This window comes from Rhodococcus ruber (genome assembly GCF_016804345.1).
Taxonomy (GTDB): Bacteria; Actinomycetota; Actinomycetes; order Mycobacteriales; family Mycobacteriaceae; genus Rhodococcus; species Rhodococcus ruber.
The window spans coordinates 1,224,507-1,242,800 of record NZ_CP044211.1; the positions used below are offsets into that span (position 1 = coordinate 1,224,507).

The following is an 18,294-nucleotide window of genomic DNA, read 5'->3' on the forward strand; positions in this document are numbered from 1 at the left end:
GCCGGCTCGGGCACAGTTCAGCGAGACCGGGTCCCTCGAGCCGACGAGCGACCCACCACGCTGCGGACGAAGGTGACGAGGGCGGCGACGATCCCGATGACACTGCCCACGATTCCCAGCCCCAGGACGATGCGCGCCACGAGCGGCCAGTCGAACGAGGCGTCGCCGAAGTCGAACGGGAACACCTGCCAGATCGTCAGCAGCGCCAGCAGCGCAACCGTCGTGGTGACCGCGTCTCCCAGCGCCTTGAACCACACGGGATCCCGCATCAGGTACAGGAGATTGGCGACCAGGCTGACCAGGATCGAGGCGTTGACCCAGCCGATGACGGACCGCGTGTCGTCGGTGAGGAACGGCACCGCCTCCCAGCCCGGCCACACGTTCGCGGCGTACAGCACCACCGCGTTGAGGAGGGCCGCGACGAGATACCCGAATCGTCGGGCGGCGACCGGGGAGCGCGGTCGGGTCGAAGTGGGTGTCATGGCGACCTCCCTCGGTCGGAACCGTCTTTCACGCTAGACCCGGGGGTCCGTGCCGGGGAAGAAGGTCACCGCCCGGCCGATGAGTTTACCGCCGCTCGGCGGTCGGAACAGGTACGGCATCGTTCGCAGTGAGGAGTCAGCACCATGTTGGACCGTTCCTTTTCCAGTTTCGCTGTCGACGACGTGGCGGCGGCCGCGAAGTTCTACGGAGACGTCCTCGGTCTCTCCGTGTCCGAGGAGCACGGGATGTTGCACCTGGACCTCGACGGCGGACGCGACACGTTGATCTATCCGAAGGAGGACCACACTCCGGCCACCTACACCGTCCTCGACTTTCCCGTTCGCGACCTCGAGAAGGTGGTGGACGAACTCGCCGCTCGCGGTGTCCGGTTCGAGCGCTACGACGACGTCGACGACAAGGGCATCTTCCGTCGGGTCGGCCCGCCGATCGCGTGGTTCCGGGACCCGGCCGGCAACATCCTCGCCGTCCTCGAGACGGACGAGGCTCCGGACGAGGAGCGGATTCGTGCGCTGATCGAGGAACACACCGCGGCCCGCAACGCCAAGGACGTCGATCGGCTCGCCGCGTGCTACGTCCCCGGTGCGACGGTGTTCGATCTGGCGCCGCCGCTGCGCAAGTCCGCCCCCGCTCCGCAGGTCTGGGCGTCGTGGTTCGCGGGGTTCGACGGCCCTCTCGACTGTGAGGTGCGGGACCTGCGCGTCGAGACGGCCGGCGACGTCGCGTTCTGCCACGCACTGTCGCGGCTGGGAGCGACACAGCACGGCGGGCCGCGCTTCGACCTGTGGTTCCGCGTCACGTTCGGTCTACGCCGCGTCGAGGGGTCGTGGCGGATCGCACACGAGCACGAGTCCACCCCGTTCCACATGGACGGCACCTTCCGGGCCGTCACGGACCTGCAGGAGTGAGCGGATCAGTCCGGTGCCCGCAGTTCGTGCCTGCCGCTGTTGCCCGAGCCACCCGAGTTGCTGCGCAACCACCGGCCGGGCAGCTTGCCCGCGAGATCACCCAGCGGGCCCACCGCCTCGCGGAGCAGTTCGGCGGTCTCCTGCAGCACGTCGATGCTGGTGCTCATCCGATGGATCGTGGGGGTCAGCTGCACCAGCGTCTCGGACAGCGACACGATCTGGTCGAGCGGTCCGCCCTTGGCGAGCAGGCGTTCGAGGGCGCCCTGTTCGGCGAGCAGGGTGTCGAGCACCCCGCCCTGCTCGAGGGCCCGTTCGACCAGGCCGCCGGGCTGGAGGGCGACGTCGACGATTCCGCCGGGAGCGGTGAGCCGTTCGACGGGCCCGCTCTCGGCGAGCAGACGCTCGAGCGGGCCGCTGGGGGCGGTGAGCCGATCGAGGAGGCCGCCGCTCGACAGCAGGCGGTCCAGGGCTCCGTCCTCGGCGAGGACCTTCTCGAGCGGACCGCCGGGCGCCGTCACCCGGTCGAGGGCGCCACCGGGTTCGAGGAGCCGGTCGAGGGGGCCGCCCGGGGCGGTGAGCCGGTCAACCGGTCCGCCGGGCGCGAGGAGGCGATCCAGCGGTCCGCCGGGACGCAGCGCCTGGCCGAGCGGACGGTCGTCGGCGGCAAGCACGGAGACCTGTTGCAGCAAACCGAGCGGTCCCCGCGGGCTCGCGACGCCGACCGCGTTCAGCCCCGCATACGTCTGGGGGGAGACCGCCAGGCGGACGGTCCCGATGACGCCTTCGGCCACGCCGAGGGCCGAGTCCGCCGCAGCGAAGCCGAGACGGACGGGGAACGCGAGCGCGGACGCCAGACTCATGCCTGTCACTGTAACCGGCGCAACAGTGCGGCTCGGCGGGACGAGCCGCCGCCGCGGGTCCTCAGGAGACGCGGAGCGTTCCCACCCGGGCATACACCTCGGTGCAGCCGCAGCCCCGAGCGAGTTCGGAGCAGTCGATCACCAGCACGTGCCGCACCCGGGAGGTGTCGAAGCAGTCGGGATCGGTGCATTCCACGGTCGTCGTCGCGTGCACGACGAGGGTGCCGTGACAGTGGTCGAGATCGGATCGGCACGCCCGGCACGTCGTCATGGGCGGGACCTCCTTCGCGGTGGCTGTCTTCGTCCCGTAATAGCATCACGCGCCGACAACGTGGTGGACGTGCGGGGGCGTGTCCGGCCGGGTCGGCGCCTCCGGCGGGGCCGGATCACCGCCTCCGGCGGGGCCGGATCAGCGCCTCCGGCGGCGGGCGAGGACGGCAACGGCCAGCACACCGGCGATCGCCCCGACCCCGGCGGCGATCCACCAGCCGCGGGCGTTCCCGGATTCGGGCACCGTCACCGCGACGGGTTCGGAGGTCGCGCCCGCCGCGCCGGGCGCGCCCGAGTAGACCGCGGTGATCGTGTGGCTTCCGGCGCCCGAGAGGCGATGCTCGACGGCGGCCCGGCCGTCGACGACCGCCACCGGCTGACCCAGGTCGGTGCCGCCGTCCCGGAACAGCACCGTGCCGCCTTCGACGTCCGGCGACACCGTCGCCGTGAGGGTGACGACCGTCCCGTCGTCCACCACGTCCGGGGCGTCGACGGTGACCGTCGCGGGCACCTCGGCGACGTCGGAGATCGTGATGACCGCGAGCGGACCGGCGCCGGCGTTGAGGGGCCCGGTCATCGTGTCCCGCGGTGAGCAGCGTGTCGGTCCCCACTGGGTGGAGCCGAGGAACGTGGCCTGGGTGAGCGAGGTGTTGTAGTTCGCGTCGTCGTCGACCAGGCCCGCGGCGCCGGCGGTGCGGAGCATCGGCGTGATCACGCCCGCGTCGCCCGCGATCATGGTCACCTCCACCGCGGGGAGCCGGAACCAGCTGTCGCCGACGGGACTGGGGGTGCCGTCGAGCTGCAACTGTGTCTTGGGCGCCCGGATCCCGGCCTCGCCCTCGGTGCCGGACGTGGGGCTGTTGCCGATGACCTCGTTGTTTCCGGACAGGCGCAGGATCGTGCCCGCCGGGTCGGGGACGCCGTCCTCGTTCACCCGCAGCACGCCGGGCGGCACGTTGTCCAGGTTGAAGGCGGTCCCGGGCACGACCGCGGCGTCGACGAACGTCGCGTTGGCGGGAATCGCGAAGTCGTTCTTCAGGCGGGAGACGCTGCGGGTGGTAGCGCCGCGGCTCGAGTCCGGATACGCGACGGGGGCCGTCTGGATCCGGTAGCTGAACCGTTCACCCGGGCGGACCCGGGCGGGCGCGTCCACCGTCGCGGACGATCCGAGCAATTCGTCGACGTCGATCACCGACCGCACCCGGCACGCGAGGCCGAACGAGACCTCGACCTCCTCGGCGGCCCCGGGCGGGCAGGCCACGAGCAGGGACACGGCGACGGCCGCGGCCGACGCCGCCCCGCGGCGCAGCCACTTCGGCGACACGGCGGCTCCTCACGATGCGGATACGTCTCACAGTGCGAACACGTCCATGATCCCCGATCGCCGCACCCCGACGGCCCGGATTCGGCAGGGCCGGCCGTACAGGAAGTTCCCAGGGTTCTCGCAGCGGCATGCCAGAGCACTCCGGGAGAATCGGCGCCGTGACCGACAAGACCCCCGAAGCCCGGATTCTGATCGTCGACGACGAACCGAACATCGCCGAACTGCTCTCGGTGAGCCTGAAATTCCAGGGCTTCGAGGTCGAGACGGCAAGCAACGGCGCCGAGGGGCTCGACCGGGCCCGGGCGTTCCGGCCGGACGCGGTGATCCTCGACGTCATGATGCCCGGGATGGACGGGTTCGGGATGCTGCGCCGGCTCCGGGCCGACGGCTCGGACGCGCCGGTGTTGTTCCTGACGGCGAAGGACGCCGTGGCGGACAAGGTGTCCGGCCTGACCCTGGGCGCGGACGACTACGTCACCAAGCCGTTCAGCCTCGAGGAGGTCATCGCCCGGCTCCGGGTGATCCTGCGACGGGCCGGCAAGGTCGCCGCGGACGAACGCTCGGCCCGCATCACCTTCGCCGACATCGAACTCGACGACGACACCCACGAGGTGTGGAAGGCCGGCCGGCCGGTGTCGCTCTCACCCACCGAGTTCACCCTGCTGCGGTACTTCATGGTCAACGCGGGCACGGTGCTCAGCAAGCCGCGCATCCTCGACCACGTGTGGAGCTACGACTTCGGCGGCGAGGTCGGCGTCGTGGAGTCGTACGTCTCCTATCTGCGGCGCAAGGTCGACACCGGGGACACCCCGTTGATCCACACCCTGCGCGGGGTCGGGTACGTCATGCGGGAACCCCGCGCGTGAGCCGCGTACGGCCGCTGCCGCTGCGGTTGACGCTGGTCGCGGCGCTGGTGGCGTTGTCGGGCCTGGGACTGCTGGCGTCCGGGGTGGCGGTGACGTCCGCGTTGCAGGGTTCGCTGCTCGCCCGGACCGACCAGGACCTGCGCACCGCGGCGCAGACGTGGGCCAAGCCGCCCGGGACCGGCCGCGAGCTGCCGCCGCCGGACGCTCCGAGTTCGAACCGGCCGCCGAGCCCGTTCTATGTGCGGGTGGTCGACCCGGACGGGCGGGAGCGGTTCGTCGTCAACGACGAGTCCACCGCGCCGGCGCTGCCCGGCGAGCCGGTGTGGGAGCCGCAGACCGTGGGCTCCGCCGACGGGTCCGACGTGCGCTGGCGGGTGGTGTCGACCCGTAGCGCCGCGGGCCTCGTGACCACCGTCGGTGTCACCCTGGTCTCGATCGAGGACACCGTCGATCGGCTCGTCGTGCTGCAGGTCGGCATCGGCGCCGCGGTGCTGCTCGTGCTCGGGGTCGCCGGGTACTTCGTGGTGCGGCGCAGTCTGCGGCCGCTGAAGGAGGTCGAACGCACCGCGGCAGCGATCGCGGGCGGGGATCTGCACCGGCGGGTTCCCGAGCGGGACCCGCGCACCGAGGTCGGTGGGCTGTCGGTGGCGCTGAACGGCATGCTCGGCCAGATCCAGGAGGCCTTCGCGGCGACGGCGGCGTCGGAGGAGTCCGCCCGCAGATCCGAGGAGAAGATGCGACGGTTCGTCGCCGACGCCGGCCACGAGTTGCGCACCCCGCTCACCACGATCCGCGGGTTCGCCGAGCTCTACCGGCAGGGCGCGAGCAGCGACACCGCACTGCTGATGGACCGCATCGAGAGCGAGTCCCGGCGGATGGGCCTGCTGGTGGAGGATCTGCTCGTGCTGGCCCGCCTCGATGCCCAGCGGCCGCTCGAGCAGAATCCGGTGGACCTGCTCGCCCTGGCCGCCGACGCCGTGCACGATGCGCGGGCCGTCGCGCCGGAGCGCACCGTCGAGCTCGAGGTGTTCGACGGCCCCGGGATACCGGAGGTGCTCGGCGACGACGCGCGACTGCGGCAGGTGCTCGGCAACCTCGTCACCAACGCCCTCACCCACACTCCGGCCGACGCGCGCGTCACCGTCCGGGTCGGCACGGCCGGACCCGACGCCGTGCTCGAGGTCGTCGACACCGGCCCCGGCCTGAGTGAGGCGGACCGCGCCCGGGTCTTCGAGCGTTTCTATCGCGCCGACGTCTCGCGCGCCCGTTCGTCGGGCGGCAGCGGTCTCGGGTTGTCGATCGTCGCCGCGCTGGTGGCGGCCCACGGCGGCCGGGCGGAGGTGGAGTCCGCGCCGGGCGCCGGGTCGACGTTCCGGGTGCTGATCCCGCGGATGCCGGTGGGATGACGGTCCGGCCCTGGGCTACGGTGACGTAACTGACTTTCGAGTAAGGAGACGTCGTGGGACTGTCGGGGACGGCGCAGCGCGCCGTGCGCAACGCGTGGGCGCTGTTCGTCGGCGACGGAATCGAACCACCGCACGCCACCGCGTCGGCCGTCGTCGCCGACGGACCGCACCGTACCCTGCGCCGCTACGGTGAGTCCGACGCGGGCGCCCCGGTCCTGCTCGTGCCGCCGCTCGCCGCGCCCGCGCGCTGCTACGACCTGCGCCCCGGGCAGAGTCTCGTGCAGCACCTCGTCGCCACCGGTCGCAACGTCCACGTCCTCGATTTCGGCACCATGGACCGCTCCGACCGTCATCTCGGGTTCGAACACTGGGTCGACGACATCGTGCCCGAGGCGATCGCGCGGGTCGCCGAACTGTGCGGCGGCCGCGACGTCGACCTGGCCGCCTGGAGCCTCGGCGGAACCCTGTGCCTGCTCACCGCGGCCGCCCATCCCGGGTTGCCGATTCGCTCGATCACCGCGTTCGGCACGCCGATCGACTACGAGCGCATCCCCTTCCTCGGGCCGGCCCGGCACCTCGGCCGCCTCGTGGGCGAACCCGCCCTCACGGCCGTGACCCACCTGCTCGGGGGCGTGCCCGCCCCGCTGGTGCAGCTCGGTTACCGGGCCACCGCCCTCGAACGCGAACTGACCCGGCCGTGGTTCGTCGCCCGCAACCTCGCCGACGCCGGCACCCTCGCCCGGATGGAGGCGATCGACCGGTTCCAGGCGGACATGCCCGGCTACCCGGGCCGGCTGTTCCATCAGATGGCGATGCGCCTCACGGTCGCGAACGAACTCGCGACGGGCCGGGTCCGGTTCGAGGACCGGACGATCGACCTCGCCGACGTCACCGTGCCCGTGCTCGCACTCGCCGGCAGCGACGACGTGCTCGCACCCGTCCCGGCCGTCGAGGCGATCGGCCGGGTACTGCCCGGATCGCCCCACGTGCGGTTCGAGGTCGTGCCCGGCAGCCACCTGGGACTGCTCGCCGGCCCAGCCGCCCGCGGCACGTCGTGGGCGCACTTCACCGGGTTCCTCGACGACCCCGCACCGGTGCCGCCGCGGACCGGAAGGTCAGGCGGGGACGTGGTCCGCGTGCCCGAGTTCCCGTAGCGCGGCCTTCAGCTTCGCCTGGGCCTCGTCGAGCGACTCCGGCGACGGGTCCTTCTCCGCCTTGCTGATGTCGAAGTCACCGAGGTCGTACGCCGGGAAGACGTGCAGGTGCAGATGCGGCACCTCGAGGCCGGCGACGAGCAGTCCCGCACGCGGCGCGCCGAACGCCGAGCACACCGCCCGGCCCATGATGCGGGCGACGTGGTGGACCTTGTCCCACAGGTCGTCGTCGACGTTCTGCCAGTGATCCACCTCCTGCCGCGGCACCACGAGCACGTGGCCCTGGTTCACGGGGTTGATGGTCAGGAAGACGACGACGTCGTCGTCCTGCCACACGAACCGGCCCGGCAGGTCGCCGGCGATGATCATGCTGAACACGGAAGCCATACCGGGGAGAATAGGCGGACCCCCGCAGCCGGCGCCTCTCGTATCCTCGTCGCATGCCGTCGCCGCAGCCACCCCGGACGGGACCGCTGCGCGCGCTCGTCGCCGACCTGATCGACCGGCACCTGCGCACCGTCGCGGCGGGGGAGCGCCGCGTGGTCGGGCTCTGCGGCCCGCCCGGCGCCGGCAAGAGCACCGCCGCCGACCTGCTCGTCGACCTCCTGCGCGACGCCGGCATTGCCGCCGCCGCCGCTCCGATGGACGGCTTCCACCTGTCCAACCACCGGCTCGACGCCCGCGGCACCCGATCCCGCAAGGGCGCGCCCGAGACGTTCGACGTCGACGGATTCGCGGCCCTGCTGCGCCGGATCCGCGACGACCGCACGGAGACCGTGCACGCACCCGAGTACTCGCGCCGCCTCCACGAACCGATCGCCGCGTTCCACGAGATCACCCCCGAGACCCGCGTCGTCGTCACCGAGGGCAACTACCTGCTCCTCGCAGACGGCGGATGGGAACGGATCCGCCCGCTCCTCGACCTCGTCGTCTACCTCGACGCACCCGACGACGAGCTCGAGACCCGCCTGGCCCGGCGTCACCGGGCCACCGGATCGACCGTCGCCCAGGCCGCCGAGTGGGTCCGCACGGTCGACCTGCCCAACGCGTACACCGTTGCGCGGACCCGGGACCGTGCCGACCTGGTGTGGTGCCCGGTCGTGGGAACCGGAGGGGACGCCGGAGCGGCCCGGTAGCGCCGGGCGGTCCCGGTCGTCCGTCCCGGTACCCCGTCGCCCGCGCACGGACGGTGGGGCACCGATGCGTCGGTCCGGGGCCCCGGACCGGTCCCGTAACCTGTCCTGCGTGCGCGTACTCGTTATCGGTTCCGGTGCCCGTGAACATGCCCTCGTCCTGGCCCTGACCCGCGATCCCGGCGTGACGGCCGTGCTGGCGGCGCCCGGCAACGCCGGCATCGGCCGGATCGCCGAGCAGCTCCCGGTCGACGCCGCGTCCGCCGAGGACGTCGTCGCGCTCGCGAAGGCGCAGAATGTCGACCTCGTGGTGATCGGCCCGGAGGTGCCCCTGGTCCTCGGCGTCGCCGACGCCGTGCGCGCCGCGGGCATCGCCTGCTTCGGTCCGTCCGCGGTGGCCGCCCGCATCGAGGGCTCGAAGGCGTTCGCCAAGGACGTCATGAAGACCGCCGGGGTCCGCACCGCGCACAGCGAGGTCGTCGACAATCCCGCCGATCTCGACGAGAAGCTCGACCGCTTCGGCCCCACCTGGGTGGTCAAGGACGACGGGCTCGCCGCCGGCAAGGGCGTCGTCGTCACCGCCGACCGGGCCGCCGCCCGCGACCACGCCGCGGAAATCCTCGAGAACGGGCACCCCGTGCTGCTCGAATCGTTCCTCGACGGCCCCGAGGTCTCGCTGTTCTGCCTCGTCGACGGCGAGACCGTCGTGCCGCTGCTGCCGGCGCAGGACCACAAGCGCGTCGGCGACGGCGACACCGGCCCCAACACCGGCGGCATGGGCGCCTACACGCCGCTGCCGTGGCTGCCGCAGGGCATGGTCGACACGATCGTCGCGGACGTTGTGAAGCCCGTCGCCGTCGAGATGGTCCGCCGCGGATGCGGCTTCTCGGGCCTGCTCTACGCGGGCCTGGCCATCGGCAAGGACGGCCCGGCCGTCGTCGAATTCAACTGCCGCTTCGGTGATCCCGAGACCCAGGCCGTGCTCGCCCTGCTCGAGTCGCCGCTCGGCGAGGTGCTGAACGCGGTCGCGACCGGCACCCTGGCCGAGCTGCCACCGCTGCGCTGGCGCGACGGCGCCGCCGTCACCGTGGTGCTGGCGGCCGAGTACTACCCGGCCAGCCCCCGCACCGGCGACGTGGTCACCGGCGCCGACGCGCAGGGAGTGCTGCACGCCGGCACCAGGATCGCCGACGGCGCGGTCGTCTCGGCCGGCGGACGCGTCCTCAGCGTCGTCGGCACGGGCGCCGATCTCACCGCCGCCCGCGACGAGGCGTACGCCACGCTCGCCGGCATCAAGCTGCCGGGTGGGCACTTCCGCAAGGACATCGGTCTCGCCGCCGTCGAGGGACGCATCGCGATCCCGTCCTAGGGACGCATCCGCGCGGTGCCCGGACACGGGCGCGCTCCGTTCGGCGCGCGGGTGTCCGTCGAACGAGCTGACGTCGCGACGGTGGGTCGGTGCACGCCCACCGAGGAACGTCCGGTGAGCGCGAGCGGCTAACGTCTGAGGTCGTGCGCTTCGAATCCCGACGATCCCGGATCCAGACCTTCCACGTCATGGACGTGTGGAAGGCGGCCACCGAGCGGCAGCGCACCCACGGCGACGTGCTGAGCCTGGCGGCGGGTCAGCCGTCCACGCCGGCACCCGCCCCGGTGCTGCGCGCCACCCACCGTGTCCTCGACGACGAGCTGCTCGGCTACACCGAGACGTTCGGGATCCTGCCGCTGCGCGAGGCGATCGCCGGCTACCACCGCGACCGCTACGGCGTCGACGTCGGGGCCGACGACGTGGTCGTCACGACCGGATCGTCGGGGGCGTTCACGCTGCTGTTCCTGGCTGCCTTCGACGCCGGCGACACGGTCGTCGTCGCCCGGCCCGGCTACCCCGCCTACCGCAACACCCTCGCCGCCCTCGGCTGCAGGGTGGTCGAGCTGGACTGCGGACCGCACACCCGTTACCAGCCGACCGTCGAGATGCTCGAGGCCCTCGACGGGCCGATCGCCGGACTCGTCGTCGCCAGCCCCGCCAACCCGACCGGCACCATGATCGAGCCGGCCGAGCTGGCCGCACTCGCCCGCTGGTGCGACGACCACGACGCGCTGCTCATCTCCGACGAGATCTACCACGGCATCGAGTTCGGAACGCACGGTGCGCCCGCCACGAGCTGCGCGTGGGAGACCTCCCGCGACGCCGTGGTGATCGGCTCGGTGTCCAAGTACTTCTCGATGACCGGGTGGCGGCTGGGCTGGATGCTCGTGCCGGAGGGACTGCGCCCGCCGCTGCAGCGCCTGGCCTCCAACATGACGGTGTGCCCGCCGGCGATCTCCCAGTACGCGGCCGTCGCCGCGTTCGGCGCGGAGGCCCGGGCCGAGCTCGACGGGCACGTCACGCGGTACGCGGCCAACCGGGAGCTGCTGCTGCGGGGCCTGCCGGAGCTGGGTGTCACCGAGCTCGCCCCCGCCGACGGTGCCTTCTACGTCTACGCCGACATCGGCCACCTGCTCCCGGACGGCGAGAACTCCACCCGCTGGTGCGCCCGGCTGCTGCACGAGACCGGGGTGGCGCTCGCGCCCGGCGTCGACTTCGACACCGTGCACGGCGATCGGACCGTCCGGCTGTCCTTCGCCGGGTCCACCGCGGACGTGCAGGCGGCGCTGGAACGGCTGCGCGCCTGGCTGCCCGGATCGTGACGAAACCCGACAGATTGGTCCTACCTGCGAGTATTCGGGCCGTTTCCGTCAGGCGCGACCACCGGGACTGGCACCATGACAAGGGTGTCGATCGCAGCCACCCCCAAGGGCGAACGGCGCCGCCAGGCGCTCGTCGCGGCGGCGGCCGACCTGATCCTCGAAGGCGGAATCGATGCCGTCCGGCACCGTGCCGTCGCGCACCGGGCCGGACTTCCACTCGCCTCCACCACGTACTACTTCCACTCCCTCGACGACCTCGTCGCGAGCGCGGTCCAGCACAACGGCCGGCGTGAACTCGACGTCATGCGCTCGCGCGTGCAGTGCGTCCCGCCGAGCGACCGCGGACCCGAGTCCACCGCGGACCTGATCGTCGACCTGCTCGTCGGGCCCGGCGGGGTCGGCGAGATCGAACGCGAGCGCCTCATCGCCCGCTACGAGCGGTGCGTCGCCACCGCCCGTCACCCCGAGCTGCGCGACGTCCAGAAGGAGCTGCGCGCGCAGATCGAGCAGCTGCTCACGGACCTGCTGCAGCGGTGCGGGCGGTCGGTGCACGAACCACAGCTGCGGCGGCTCGTCGCGGTCGTCGACGGTGCCGTGCTCGGCGCGCTCGGCGACCTCGACCCCGATCCGCGGGCCCTCGCGCGGTGCATCCTGCCCGGCGTCCTGGAGGGAGTGGCACCGCCTGCCGAGCAGGAGGCGTGACGGGGCGCCGTAAACTGATGTCCTGTGAGTCGCATCCCGAACGTCCTTGCCACCCGTTACGCCAGCCCGGACCTGACCGCGCTGTGGTCGCCGGAGCACAAGATCGTGCTCGAGCGCCAGCTGTGGCTGGCGGTTCTGCGGGCGCAGGCGGAGCTCGGGATCGACGTCCCCCGGGAGGCGCTCGCCGATTACGAGCGGGTGCTCGAGCAGGTCGACCTCGAGTCGATCGCGGCGCGGGAGCGCGTCACCCGCCACGACGTGAAGGCCCGCATCGAGGAGTTCAACGCCCTCGCCGGCCACGAACACGTGCACAAGGGCATGACCAGCCGCGACCTCACCGAGAACGTCGAGCAGCTGCAGATCCTGCGTTCGCTCGAGCACGCCCACGCCCACGGTGTCGCGATCGCCGCGCGGCTGGCCGAGCGCGCCGCCGAGTACTCGACGCTGGTGATGGCGGGCCGGTCGCACAACGTCGCGGCGCAGGCCACCACTCTCGGCAAGCGGTTCGCGTCCGCCGCCGACGAGTTGCTCATCGCGCTCACCCGGTTGCGCGAGCTGATCGCCCGGTATCCGCTGCGCGGCATCAAGGGACCCATGGGCACCGCGCAGGACATGCTCGACCTGCTCGGCGGTGACGCCGACAAGCTCGCGCGTCTCGAGGCGAAGGTCGCCGAGCACCTCGGCTTCGCGAACGTGTTCACCAGCGTCGGCCAGGTCTATCCGCGCTCCCTGGACCACGACGTGCTCTCCGCGCTCGTGCAGGTCGCGGCCGGGCCGTCGTCGTTCGCGCACACCATCCGCCTGATGGCCGGGCACGAGCTCGTCACCGAGGGCTTCCAGCCGGGCCAGGTCGGCTCGTCCGCGATGCCGCACAAGATGAACACCCGTTCCTGCGAGCGGGTCAACGGCCTGCAGGTGGTGCTGCGCGGGTACGCGTCGATGGCCGCCGAGCTCGCCGGCGCGCAGTGGAACGAGGGCGACGTGTTCTGCTCGGTCGTGCGGCGCGTCGCACTGCCCGACGCGTTCTTCGCCCTCGACGGACTGATGGAGACCTTCCTGACCGTCCTCGCCGAGTTCGGTGCCTACCCGGCGGTGATCGAGAAGGAACTCAACCGCTACCTGCCGTTCCTGGCGACCACGAAGGTGCTCATGGCGGCGGTGCGCGCGGGCGTCGGCCGCGAGACGGCGCACGAGGTCATCAAGGAGCATGCGGTCGCCGTGGCACTGGCGATGCGTGAGCAGGGCCGCGAGCCGGACCTGCTGGACCGGCTGGCCGCCGACGAGCGGCTGCCACTGGATCGAGCGGCCCTCGACGCCGCGCTGGCCGACCGGTCGGCGTTCGTCGGTGCCGCACAGGCGCAGGTCGCCACCGTTGTCGCGGCGGTGCAGGACCTCGTCGAGCAGTACCCGGACGCCGCGAAGTACACGCCGGCGCCGATCCTGTAGGGATCGTCCGGGACAAGGCTGCCGGGGGGAGTTGTCAGATGGGGGTAGCCGAAATGCAGGGGAGAAGATGTTGGCCGGGAAGCCGGGTAATGCCGTACGGATCCGGGATGCGGTGCGGACGCGAGCCGCGCTGCTCGACGCCGCGACGGAGGTGTTTCTCCGCGACGGGTACGCCGCGGCGGCGACCGAGGAGATCGTCGCCGTCGCGGGCGTGACCCGCGGGGCGCTCTACCATCACTTCGCGAACAAGCGGGATCTGTTCCGCGGGGTCGTGGAGCGGATGCAGGTGGAGACCGAGGAGACGCTCGCGGCGATCGAGGGCAGCGATCCGTGGGAATCGTTCACCGCCGCGGTGCTCGCCTCGCTCGATGTCGTGTACGACCCGGCGATCCGGCGTCTGCTGCTCATCGAGGCCCCCGCGGTGCTGGGCTGGGCGGAGGTCCGGGAGGGGCACCGCAAGAACACCATCATGATCACCGAGCGCGCGCTGCGGGCAATCGCGCGGCGCAGCGGCGAACCGGCACCGCAGTCGTCGGCGCTGGCGCACATGATCGTCGCGGCCGTCGAGGAGGCCATGCTCTACCTCGCCCACAGCGACGACCCCATCCGCGAACGGCCGGAGGTGCAGGCGCAGCTGCTGCAGCTCCTCGAAGGCGTCCGGCGGCCGGCACCCGTTCAGGAGAGTGCGTGAGCGACTGCGTGTTCTGCGCGATCGTCGCCGGCGCCGCGCCGGCGAGCATCGTGTTGGACGAGCCGGATGTGCTGGCGTTCATGGACATTCGTCCGTTCACACCCGGGCACCTGCTGGTGATCCCCAAGCGCCACGCATCCGGCCTCGCGCACCTCGCCCCACAGGACGGCGCGCGGGTGTTCGACGCGGGCCGGCGCATCGCGACCGCGCTGCGCGCGAGTTCGCTTCCCATCGAGGGGGTCAACCTCTTCCTGGCCGACGGCGCCGCCGCCGGCCAGGAAGTGTTCCACGTGCACCTGCACGTCGTTCCGCGCCGTCGCGGCGACGGTTTCGGACTGCGGGCCGTGCCGCGCACCCCGAACCGCGCCGTGCTCGACGGCACCGCCGAGACCGTGCGGGCAGCGCTGGCCGACGCCGGGGGCAGCCCCGGCTGAGACCGAGTCGTCCGGGCTCAGCCGGCCAGGTCGTCCGGACCCACTTCGTCGTCGCGCCACGCCGACGCGCTGACGCCCTGGCTCGACCGCAGCCACCGGATGCCGGCGGCCAGGGCCAGGACGAGCGAGCCGACGAGGAGGACTGCGCGGCCGGACGAACGCCCGCGCAGCAGGATGGCCGGAGAAGGTGAGGAATCGGGCACCGCACCATCCTGCCTCATCTCGGATGCGACGGACGGGTGCCCGCCGCGGGCCGCGACTGTATTGCCCGCATCTCCCGGGTGCGGGAGACTGTCCGGGGGCGATGGCCCGGCGAGTCGCAGGCGTCCGAGGAGGCGGTCGTGCAGTTCGGATCGTGGCGGTCGACGAGCCGGACGACATGAACGTCGTCGTCGGACAGGTTCGTCGCGACCGTCGGGGATCTGCACGAAGCGCTCGTCGGACTGCCGCGCCCGATCGGCTACCCGCGCGGCCCTGTGCCGCATCGCCGGTACCGCGTGTGCCGCACCACGCGAGAGGAGACGACCGTGTCCGCTCGAATATCCCGGCACCCGGGGATCCACGGATACGCGCGCGACGACTTCGCGGCCGTGCGGCAGGCGTTCGCCGAGAACTTCTCCCACCGTAGGGAGTTGGGTGCCGCATGCTGCGTCTACTACCGCGGGGAGAAGGTGGTCGATCTGTGGGGCGGGGTACGGGACAAGACGACCGGCGCGCCGTGGGAACGGGACACCATGACGCTGGTGTTCTCCGCCACGAAGGGGATGACCGCCGTGACCGTCGCGCTGGCCCATTCCCGCGGCTGGCTCGATTTCGACGAGCGGGTCTGCACCTACTGGCCCGAGTTCGCGCAGAACGGCAAGGAACGGATCACCGTCCGCCAACTGCTGGCCCACCAGGCCGGGCTGTTCGGCTTCGACGAGCCGGTGGATGCCGGGGTCATCGCCGACCCGGACCGGCTGGCCGCGATCATGGCCCGCCAGAGACCGGAGTGGGCGCCGGGGAGCGGCAGGCCTACCACGCGATCAGCCTCGGCTTCTATCAGGGTGAACTCGTTCGCCGGGTCGACCCGCAGCACCGCACGCTCGGGCAGGTCTTCCAGGACGAGATCGCGACCCCGCTGGGGCTGGAGTTCTACATCCGCCTCCCGGCCTCCGTTCCCGACGCCCGACTTGCCCCGCTGATGATGCGGAACCCCCTCCGGAATCTCGCCGAGCTGTCGCCGCGGCTGTTTCCGGCGTTCCTGAACAAGCGGTCGGTGTTCTACCGCTCGCTGGTCGCCAACCCGGGAACGCTCGTGGCACTGGACCCGGACACGATCTACGCGCGCGATCTGGAGGCGCCGTCCGGCGGAGGCGTGGGCACGGCACGCGCCCTGGCGCACGCCTACGGTGTCCTGGCCACCGGCGGTGCGGAACTCGGCATGCGCCCGGAAACGCTGCACGAACTGACGGCCCCGCCGGTGCCGCCCCGGGACGGTTTCCACGACGCGTGCATGCTCGGGGACATCCGGTTCGCCCTCGGTTTCATGCGCCCGAGTCCCGACTGGTCTTTCGGCGGCCCCCGGTCGTTCGGCGCGCCCGGTGCCGGCGGTTCCTTCGGCTACGCCGATCCGGATGCCGGGATCGGCTACGGCTACGTCTGCAACCGCATGGGCAAGTCTCGGAACGATCCGCGCGACGTCGCCTTACGTGCCGCGATGACCGGCGCCGTCACGTCGGCCTGATCCGGGGCGGTCGCCTACCGGGCGCCGGGCGCATCAACCGAAAGACCCCTCCGGAGAGGGGGTTCGGAGTCAGGCCTTCGACAGCGCCGTCGGGCGGGGTTCGGTGTCGACGCCGGGGATCCCACGCCCGCGCAGGGACGCGCCGGCCGTCTCGGCCACGAAGTACAACGCGACGAGACCGACGACGCACGCGCCCATCATGTAGAAGGCGGGGACGAGGTCGTTGCCGGTCCGCTCCACCAGCCACTCGTTCACCGCCGGGGCGGTCCCGCCGAACAGCGACGTCGAGACGTTGTAGGCGATCGCGAAGCCGGCGAAGCGCACGTGGGTGGGGAACATCGCCGGGAAGGTCGCCGAGATGGTCGACAGCTGCAGCACGTACAGCAGGCCCAGGACCGTGAACGCGACGATGGCCCAGGCGAAGCTCACGGTCATGAGCATGTACATCGGAATCGCGAGCAGCAGCAGCCCGCCCATCGAGATCAGCCACATCGGCTTGCGGCCGATCCGGTCGGACAGCGAGCCCGCGAACGGAATGACCGCCATCATGGCGAGCTGCCCGATGACGACGAGGGACAGCGAGGCGGTGCTCGACAGACCGATGCGGTTCTCGAGGTAGGTCGGCATGTAGCTCAGCAGGGTGTAGTTGCAGACGTTGAGCGCGACGACCAGACCCATCAGCGTCACGATCGGCTTCCAGTACTGCGAGAGCAGACTCCTGAACTGCGTGCCGGTGTCCTGCTCGACCTCCCCGTCGGCCTCGAGTTCGCGGAACACCGGGGTGTCCTCGAGCTTCGACCGCAGGTACAGCCCGACGAGGGCGAGGGGTCCGGCGACGAAGAACGGCAGGCGCCAGCCCCACGTGCTCATGAACGCGTCGGTGGAGAGCAGATCGATGGACAACACGATGAGCGCGCCGAACGAGAAGCCGGCGAGAGTGCCGAACTCGAGGAAGCTGCCGAAGAACCCGCGCTTACGGTCGGGGGAGTACTCGGCCATGAAGGTCGCCGCACCACCGTACTCGCCGCCGGTGGAGAAGCCCTGGATCATGCGCAGCAGCACCAGCAGCAGCGGTGCCCAGAAGCCGATGGAGGCGTACGAGGGAATGGCACCGAGCAGGACGGTCGCCGTGCCCATCAGGATGATCGTCAGCGCAAGCACCTGGCGGCGTCCGAGCCGGTCGCCGAGGGGACCCCACACCAGCCCACCGAGCGGACGTACGAGGAAGGACACGGCGAAGACACCCAGGGTGAGCAGCGTGGCCGATTCCAGATCGCCGGGGAAGAACGAGTCGGCGATGTAGGTGGCGGTGTAGGCGTATACGCCGTAGTCGAACCACTCCGTGAAGTTGCCCATGGCCGAGGCGCTGATCGCGCGCCGCAGATGACCGGGTCGGACCTCGGAGTGCACGTCGGTATCGCCGGTGGGTCTCAAGACACATCCCTTCGTTCGGACAACCGTTCCGGCGTACCCGACGGGCGGCCGTCCGATCCATTCGATGTGCAGTGAGAAGTAGTTTGTTACCCTTCCGTAATGTTTTTCCTGCGGGTTCCCGCATGGTGGGAGTGTGGATCTGCCGATCGACCCCCGGGGAAGGCCCGGATCTCGCGTGCCTAGTGTTGATCGAGGGCGCCGGCGCGCAGCGCGGCGGCATTGATGCGGGTCAGCACGTCGTGCAGTTCCTCGAGCTCGGCGAGGCTCACCCCGAGCCGGCGCACCACCGTTTCGGGCACCGTCTCCGCCCGTTTCCGCAGTGCACGTCCCGCGTCGGTGAGGTCGACGACGAGCTGACGCTCGTCCTGGGGGCTCCGGGTGCGGGTGATCAGACCGAGCGACTCCAGTCGTTTGAGAAGCGGGGACAGGGTGGGCGAGTCCAGTTGGAGGGCCCGTCCGATTCCCTTGACCGACATCGGCGCGTCCCCCCACAACGCCAGCATCACGAGGTACTGCGGGTGGGTCAGGCCGAGCGGTTCGAGCACCGGCCGGTACACCGAAAGGACCGCGCGGTTGGTGACGGACAGGGCGAAGCAGACCTGACGGTCGAGGGCGAGGGGGTCGGCCGTCGCCCTCGACGACCCGGCTTCGGCCCCGGTCGAGTGGGGGCGGGCCTCCGTGCTCATGGCCTCGATGCTACCCAACCGGAACCTGCCGGCGACGGTCGCCGGACGGGCCGCGCAGCGAC

The 18,294-nt window shown here is 71.6% G+C and carries 19 protein-coding genes and 1 pseudogene; 12 read left to right on the forward strand and 8 right to left on the reverse strand.

Features of this window, described 5'->3' with window-relative positions; all coding sequences use genetic code 11:
• Positions 1 to 17 precede the first annotated feature (17 nt).
• A complete protein-coding gene (locus F1734_RS05740; protein WP_010593740.1) occupies positions 18 to 482 on the reverse strand; it encodes a hypothetical protein in 465 nt (154 codons plus the stop codon).
• 144 nt (positions 483 to 626) lie between these two features.
• Between F1734_RS05740 and F1734_RS05745 the strand changes: the two genes are divergently transcribed.
• Positions 627 to 1,409 (forward strand): nuclear transport factor 2 family protein, encoded by a 783-nt coding sequence (locus tag F1734_RS05745; protein ID WP_203011423.1) that lies wholly within the window; start codon positions 627 to 629, stop codon positions 1,407 to 1,409.
• A 5-nt stretch (positions 1,410 to 1,414) separates the two neighbouring features.
• On the opposite strand, the gene F1734_RS05750 is transcribed toward F1734_RS05745, so the two are convergent.
• From F1734_RS05750 to F1734_RS05760, 3 genes are all read right to left on the reverse strand, one after another.
• Entirely contained in the window at positions 1,415 to 2,269 is an 855-nt protein-coding gene (locus F1734_RS05750; RefSeq protein ID WP_010593742.1) for a hypothetical protein, read from the reverse strand.
• A 61-nt stretch (positions 2,270 to 2,330) separates the two neighbouring features.
• The gene (locus tag F1734_RS05755; RefSeq protein WP_017680576.1) at positions 2,331 to 2,540 is read right to left on the reverse strand and encodes a hypothetical protein; all 210 of its coding nucleotides are present in this window, start codon (positions 2,538 to 2,540) and stop codon (positions 2,331 to 2,333) included.
• Between the two features lie 138 nt (positions 2,541 to 2,678).
• Entirely contained in the window at positions 2,679 to 3,863 is a 1,185-nt protein-coding gene (locus F1734_RS05760) for an Ig-like domain-containing protein (RefSeq protein ID WP_102031093.1), read from the reverse strand.
• A gap of 128 nt (positions 3,864 to 3,991) precedes the next feature.
• On the opposite strand from F1734_RS05760, the gene F1734_RS05765 reads away from it, so the two are divergent.
• Genes F1734_RS05765 through F1734_RS05775 form a run of 3 tightly spaced genes read left to right on the forward strand, consistent with a single transcriptional unit; the run spans position 3,992 to position 7,289 of the window.
• Entirely contained in the window at positions 3,992 to 4,729 is a 738-nt protein-coding gene (locus F1734_RS05765; protein ID WP_172603572.1) for a response regulator transcription factor, read from the forward strand.
• Entirely contained in the window at positions 4,726 to 6,135 is a 1,410-nt protein-coding gene (locus F1734_RS05770; RefSeq protein WP_010593746.1) for a sensor histidine kinase, read from the forward strand. Before F1734_RS05765 ends, F1734_RS05770 begins: the two co-directional genes overlap by 4 nt.
• A 53-nt stretch (positions 6,136 to 6,188) precedes the next feature.
• Positions 6,189 to 7,289: an alpha/beta fold hydrolase gene (locus tag F1734_RS05775; protein ID WP_017680579.1), complete on the forward strand. Its 1,101-nt coding sequence runs from the start codon at positions 6,189 to 6,191 to the stop codon at positions 7,287 to 7,289.
• On the opposite strand, the gene F1734_RS05780 is transcribed toward F1734_RS05775, so the two are convergent.
• Entirely contained in the window at positions 7,251 to 7,676 is a 426-nt protein-coding gene (locus tag F1734_RS05780; protein WP_026137718.1) for an HIT family protein, read from the reverse strand. The two genes, F1734_RS05775 and F1734_RS05780, sit on opposite strands and share 39 nt — an antisense overlap.
• A 53-nt stretch (positions 7,677 to 7,729) precedes the next feature.
• On the opposite strand from F1734_RS05780, the gene F1734_RS05785 reads away from it, so the two are divergent.
• The 7 genes from F1734_RS05785 to F1734_RS05815 all read left to right on the forward strand — a co-directional run bounded on the left by F1734_RS05785 (position 7,730) and on the right by F1734_RS05815 (position 14,386).
• A complete protein-coding gene (locus F1734_RS05785; protein WP_017680581.1) occupies positions 7,730 to 8,425 on the forward strand; it encodes a nucleoside/nucleotide kinase family protein in 696 nt (231 codons plus the stop codon).
• 109 nt (positions 8,426 to 8,534) lie between these two features.
• Positions 8,535 to 9,791, forward strand: a complete 1,257-nt coding sequence (purD, locus tag F1734_RS05790; RefSeq protein ID WP_203011424.1) for a phosphoribosylamine--glycine ligase — start codon at positions 8,535 to 8,537, stop codon at positions 9,789 to 9,791.
• Positions 9,792 to 9,934: 143 nt separating this feature from the next.
• A complete protein-coding gene (locus tag F1734_RS05795) occupies positions 9,935 to 11,113 on the forward strand; it encodes a pyridoxal phosphate-dependent aminotransferase (protein ID WP_029539984.1) in 1,179 nt (392 codons plus the stop codon).
• Between the two features lie 84 nt (positions 11,114 to 11,197).
• Positions 11,198 to 11,815 (forward strand): TetR/AcrR family transcriptional regulator, encoded by a 618-nt coding sequence (locus F1734_RS05800; protein WP_010593752.1) that lies wholly within the window; start codon positions 11,198 to 11,200, stop codon positions 11,813 to 11,815.
• Between the two features lie 24 nt (positions 11,816 to 11,839).
• Complete coding sequence (gene purB, locus F1734_RS05805; protein WP_017680585.1) at positions 11,840 to 13,261, forward strand: adenylosuccinate lyase; 1,422 nt, start codon at positions 11,840 to 11,842, stop codon at positions 13,259 to 13,261.
• A gap of 112 nt (positions 13,262 to 13,373) precedes the next feature.
• Positions 13,374 to 13,952 (forward strand): TetR/AcrR family transcriptional regulator, encoded by a 579-nt coding sequence (locus F1734_RS05810; protein ID WP_010593755.1) that lies wholly within the window; start codon positions 13,374 to 13,376, stop codon positions 13,950 to 13,952.
• On the forward strand, positions 13,949 to 14,386 hold the full coding sequence (locus F1734_RS05815) for an HIT family protein (RefSeq protein WP_010593756.1): 438 nt from the start codon (positions 13,949 to 13,951) through the stop codon (positions 14,384 to 14,386). Before F1734_RS05810 ends, F1734_RS05815 begins: the two co-directional genes overlap by 4 nt.
• A 17-nt stretch (positions 14,387 to 14,403) precedes the next feature.
• Here the strand turns inward: F1734_RS05815 and F1734_RS05820 are convergent, their stop codons facing one another.
• Positions 14,404 to 14,589, reverse strand: a complete 186-nt coding sequence (locus tag F1734_RS05820; RefSeq protein WP_010593757.1) for a hypothetical protein — start codon at positions 14,587 to 14,589, stop codon at positions 14,404 to 14,406.
• Between the two features lie 387 nt (positions 14,590 to 14,976).
• Here F1734_RS05820 and F1734_RS05825 point away from each other — a divergent pair.
• A pseudogene (locus F1734_RS05825) lies at positions 14,977 to 16,112 on the forward strand (serine hydrolase domain-containing protein).
• Positions 16,113 to 16,181: 69 nt separating this feature from the next.
• Here F1734_RS05825 and F1734_RS05830 read toward each other — a convergent pair.
• A complete protein-coding gene (locus F1734_RS05830; RefSeq protein ID WP_234575086.1) occupies positions 16,182 to 17,468 on the reverse strand; it encodes an MFS transporter in 1,287 nt (428 codons plus the stop codon).
• 257 nt (positions 17,469 to 17,725) lie between these two features.
• The gene (locus tag F1734_RS05835) at positions 17,726 to 18,232 is read right to left on the reverse strand and encodes a MarR family winged helix-turn-helix transcriptional regulator (protein ID WP_010593760.1); all 507 of its coding nucleotides are present in this window, start codon (positions 18,230 to 18,232) and stop codon (positions 17,726 to 17,728) included.
• Positions 18,233 to 18,294 lie beyond the last annotated feature (62 nt).